This is a genomic window from Wolbachia endosymbiont of Drosophila baimaii (assembly GCF_028982185.1).
Taxonomy (GTDB): Bacteria; Pseudomonadota; Alphaproteobacteria; order Rickettsiales; family Anaplasmataceae; genus Wolbachia; species Wolbachia pipientis.
On record NZ_JAPQLE010000066.1, the window covers coordinates 1 to 4,727 of the forward strand.

A 4,727-nucleotide genomic window follows, 5' to 3' on the forward strand; every position below is an offset into this window, starting at 1 on the left:
AAAACATTCCTCTATTCGAATCCTTTCGTCGTGCTGTTGATTCTGCCTTCCTATGACCTGTTCGGACTATTATGAGAAATGCTATAATTGATTGCGGCATTCATAATTTTTAGAAGTCCCATCTGAGCAATCAGTTAAATTTTCTCTTGCAAATTCACCAGTTAAGGCAGTAGTAAAACCTATATCATCTGACAAGCTGTTTTTATAGGAAAGGCCAGCAGCAATTAAATTGCTATACTGTAAGTTATTTTTTCCTGGAACATAACTGAATCCGAGTTGAAAGTTATAGATTTCAGGGGAGATGTAGTTAATTGATGATTGTTTTAACCCTAGTTCGAGTTCATTATAATCGCTATAAATATTGGGCTTGACCCAGAACACCTTGTCTTGATCATATCCAGGGTCACCATCTTTTTTATGATCACCGCGCAAATTTGCATAGTTTGTCCAATGACCATTTACTCCTCCAGCAGCTGCATAAATTTTTGAAGTGTTAATTAACATGCTCTGACCAACTAAACTTCTTTTACCATATTCAATTGATCCAAGTTCCTGGTTTTTTATGATAAAATACCATTCCTCCATGTCTAACTTTTCTATGTCTAACGCTTTTAGGTTTGCAATACCAGAAACCCCTGCCTTAACATTAACCCCCATTTGAGTATTTGGATAAACTTGCTGTAAATAAAGAAAGCGCAAGTATGAATAACTTGAAGTTTTATCCTTAGGCTTAGCATTGAAAGAATCTCTATTGAAGGCGTAGCCGAATCTCAAATTTATTTTTCCGTCTAGTTCTGCATAAAATATTTCCTTATCCAAAATTGTTTTAGAGTTAGCACTATTCTGCAAGAACAATGATGAAAGCAGTGCTACCAGGTAGTACTTTAACTTCATAAATAAACTTAAATCTTTATAAAAATTTAAGTTTAAACTCAATATAAATAAAAAACAACTTTTCAGAAGGCACCGCTGGTAGATTTTGCTGCCTGTTTTTGAGCTATATTCCCATAAATTATTGATACACTTGGTAATTTTTGCATTAATAACTGCTTATTAATGGCAGAATGTATACGATTAATTATTTTAGATGTACTTTTTACATCGCAGTTAATCAAAACAAAAAGCACTTTATTCTCATCAATATACCCTAGAAAATCATCACTACGGCAATTTTTATAAAAATGTTCTATGATAACTTTCAGTGCATTATTTGTCTCACTACAGCTACTATTTAAGCCAATCACTCCTATAGCTGCATTAATTTGATGTTGAAAGGCAAAATTTAATATAACGTATAACTCTAGAATAGTGGACTCATTGCCCGGTATATCGAATAAGTCATGGTTTTTATATTTCTTACCCATTAGATATTCATCTCTAAAGATTCCTAATTTATGGGACAAACTGATATCACGTATTAACACCTCATAATTTATTTTATTACTGGCAAATTGTGCAGTGCGGAAAACTTTTACTTTTGTCCTGATATCTTCTCCTTTAGCATCAGTTAAGGAAAAATCTATCACTTTAGGTAATATATCAAGTAAATCGTGCCCATTTTCGGTATACTCTAAATAATTCTTCATGTCGTCAGCTGCTCTTGCACTTAAAATATTGATTAACGGCTTATTAAGTAAATTCCCTTCCTCGTATTTTAACAAATTCCTTGCGGCTTGATTGAGCCCTAAAATTAACACGTTTTTTTTCTTATTATCCTGACAAACAGATACCACAGCATCATCTTTTCTTCTTGCAGTTATGAAATCATCCATACTTTCATTCTATACAGCGTATTTATAAGTATAATAAGATTATATTAAGATTTACTTACTTATTAATATGCTTGATTGGGTATAGGTAAAATGTCATATGGGATGGCTTTGTTGTAGAAGAATCAAGATTACTGTTTATAGACTTCAAGTTACTGCAAAAAATATTTTAAAACATAGTGATATCTTGACTTTACCTAGTTAATATTCCAAATTATAAAAAAACAGATAGTTCTATGACGACAAGTCTATTACAAGGCAAAAAGGGATTAATAACCGGAATAATAAATAAGAGATCAATAGCATACGGTATAGCAAAAACTCTCTCAGAGCACGGAGCAGAACTTGCAATCACCTACCAGAATGAAATAATAAAAGAAAAACTATCACCAATAGCAGATGAACTAAATGTGGAGCTAATATTACACTGCGACGTTTCAAATGAAAAAATCATAGATAACGCTTTCGAAATAATAGAGAAAAAATGGGGTACTCTTGACTTTTTGGTGCATGCAATAGCATTCTCCGATAAAAATGAGTTAGATGGTAAATATGTCAATACTTCACTGGATAACTTCCTCAATGCAATGCATATATCGTGCTATTCTTTTACTGCTTTAGCGCAAAGGGCTGAAAAAATGATGTCAAATGGTGGTAGTTTACTTACTTTATCTTATTATGGCGCTGAAAAAGTTATGCCAAATTATAACGTTATGGGTTTATGTAAAGCGGCACTTGAAGCAAGTGTAAAATATATAGCATGTGATCTCGGGCCACAAAATATCAGAATAAATGCAATTTCCGCTGGTCCAATCAGAACTTTAGCATCTTCTGGAATAAGCGATTTTCACTCCATATCAGAATGGAATAGAAATAATTCTCCGCTCAGACGCAATGTTACAATAGAGGATGTTGGCAAGGCAGCGTTATACTTATTAAGCGACTTAAGTAGTGGCACTACTGGAGAAATTTTGCACGTTGATTCAGGATATAACGTTGTGGGAATGAAGGTAGTTGACTAACAAAGCACTAGTTCCTTCGGGTTCATACACAACTCTATCAGGAGTTTTGTGACTGTGATTGCAGAAAACATCGAACATAAAATTCCTATTGATAGAGTGACAGAAAAGCCTCTTATTGCTCCACTGCCAATAATGAACATTATTCCTGCAGCAATTAATGTAGTGATATTTGAATCCAGTATTGTCTTTATAGCGTTTTTAAACCCTTCTTCAATAGCACGTTCCACTCTCTTGCCAGATTTGATTTCCTCACGAATTCGCTCAAATATTAAAACATTTGCATCCACCGCCATACCAACAGTAAGTGCAATACCGGCAATTCCAGGTAAAGTTAGAGTTGCTTCAAGCAGAGTGAGAATTGATAATATAAGAACTACATTAGAAAAAAGTGCAACAGAGGCCAATACACCTAATTTGCCGTAAGTGATGATTATAAATAAAGCCACGGCTATAATAGAGATTGTTGCTGCCATTTCCCCTGCCTTTATTGATTCTTCTCCAAGACTTGGGCCAATGTTTTTTTCTTCAATTATTTTAAGTGGTGCTGGCAGTGCTCCAGATTTTAAAAGTATTGCAAGTTCGCTTGCTTGTTTTTCAGTGAAATTACCGCTAATTTCTCCCTCTCCATTTAAAATTGGCTCACGTATTGTAGGTACTGTTAAGACTGTGTTATCCAGAACAATTGCAAAAGGTTTTCCCACATTTTCTTTAGTGATTTTTGCGAATCTTTTACTCGCTATGCTGTCAAATTTAAAATGCACTGTTGGTTTACCTAAGTGACCAAATCTAACTGATGCGTTAACCAGCGAATCACCACCTATTTCAGTTTTGCGGAATATTGGATAAGAATTACCTAAAGAATCCTTGAGCATGACAGTGGTTTCATAGTCTATATCCTGCACCTTGGCTATGTTAGTGTTTGCCAAATGAAAAGCTAGCTTAGCAGTTTTGCCAAGCAGAGATTTTATCTGCTTGGTATCTTCTACTCCAGGCACCTGCACTAATATTTTATTCTGCCCTTGTTTTTGAACGCTGACTTCCTTTGTGCCAAGTTTGTCCAAACGGCGCTGGACATTGTTTATTGATTCTGCAGCTACTTCACTGATCAAAGAATTTTTATAATGGGGTTTATACGAAATGAGAATCGAAGAATCTTTTCTATTTAGCTCTAAATTTGGATTTATCGCATTAATCAACACAGATGCTTTTTTATAATCATCAATATTATTTAAAGTTATAACGCTATTTTGTACGTTAGATTCAATATTTTTTGTTAGCAATGTCTCTTTTATTTCGTTAGCTAGCATGCTTAGCTTTTCCTTAAAATAGAAGTCTAAGTCTATGTTTAAAAGCAAAGATGCCCCTCCTTTCAGGTCAAGGCCTAAGTTTATTCTTTTTTTCGAAATAAAAAGCTTATTATCAAAGAAATTTGGCAGTGTTATGTATAAAGCAAATAAACAGATGCATAATACTGAAAAAGATTTGACTATAAGTCTGTTGTACATAAGTTGTAGGTTTAAAATTGTAATAATTGATTGTAAGTTAAAAATAGATTTTTGTAAAATTCTCTATTTGACCTTACCCAGAAAAAGTAGAGAGAAAGTTAAGACGTTTTTATCATGAGAATAAATTGTGCAGGAATGCAATAGTTAATAGTAGAATGTCTACGTTATTTGTTATAAAAGATTTCTATGTATTCAAATATGGCAGTTCTGGTTTGTTGAGCGAGAAGTATCAATAAGCAGCTCCCTTTTAAGTGAACTTTTCTGCAACAGAGTTATCGTAACAACAGCCCTTATGGCTCATGCTGGAAATGATGTTTTTTGTATTCAATAGAAATTGGTAATTTTGAGAGGTATACTGTGACCCTTGATCGCTATGTAACAGCAGATTTTTATCGGGTTTGCGTTTATCAACGGCCATCAATAAAGAATCT

The 4,727-nt window shown here is 33.8% G+C and carries 4 protein-coding genes and 2 pseudogenes; 2 read left to right on the forward strand and 4 right to left on the reverse strand.

The genetic code is table 11. The features are described from left to right. Positions 1-84: 84 nt before the first annotated feature. Together OZD66_RS02040 and OZD66_RS02045 are read right to left on the reverse strand one after the other, a co-directional pair. Positions 85-894 (reverse strand): annotated as a pseudogene (locus OZD66_RS02040) (porin); the annotation flags it as partial. A 62-nt stretch (positions 895-956) separates the two neighbouring features. Then, positions 957-1,772 (reverse strand): hypothetical protein, encoded by an 816-nt coding sequence (locus OZD66_RS02045; RefSeq protein ID WP_182366614.1) that lies wholly within the window; start codon positions 1,770-1,772, stop codon positions 957-959. A 233-nt stretch (positions 1,773-2,005) separates the two neighbouring features. Between OZD66_RS02045 and OZD66_RS02050 the strand changes: the two genes are divergently transcribed. Beyond that, positions 2,006-2,791, forward strand: a complete 786-nt coding sequence (locus OZD66_RS02050) for an enoyl-ACP reductase FabI (protein ID WP_182366612.1) — start codon at positions 2,006-2,008, stop codon at positions 2,789-2,791. Here OZD66_RS02050 and secD read toward each other — a convergent pair. Beyond that, complete coding sequence (gene secD, locus OZD66_RS02055; protein WP_458695170.1) at positions 2,788-4,233, reverse strand: protein translocase subunit SecD; 1,446 nt, start codon at positions 4,231-4,233, stop codon at positions 2,788-2,790. The genes OZD66_RS02050 and secD overlap by 4 nt on opposite strands. Here secD and OZD66_RS02060 point away from each other — a divergent pair. After that, entirely contained in the window at positions 4,133-4,414 is a 282-nt protein-coding gene (locus OZD66_RS02060; protein WP_039964338.1) for a hypothetical protein, read from the forward strand. The two genes, secD and OZD66_RS02060, sit on opposite strands and share 101 nt — an antisense overlap. A gap of 46 nt (positions 4,415-4,460) precedes the next feature. Here OZD66_RS02060 and OZD66_RS02065 read toward each other — a convergent pair. Next, a pseudogene (locus OZD66_RS02065) lies at positions 4,461-4,727 on the reverse strand (IS3 family transposase); the annotation flags it as partial.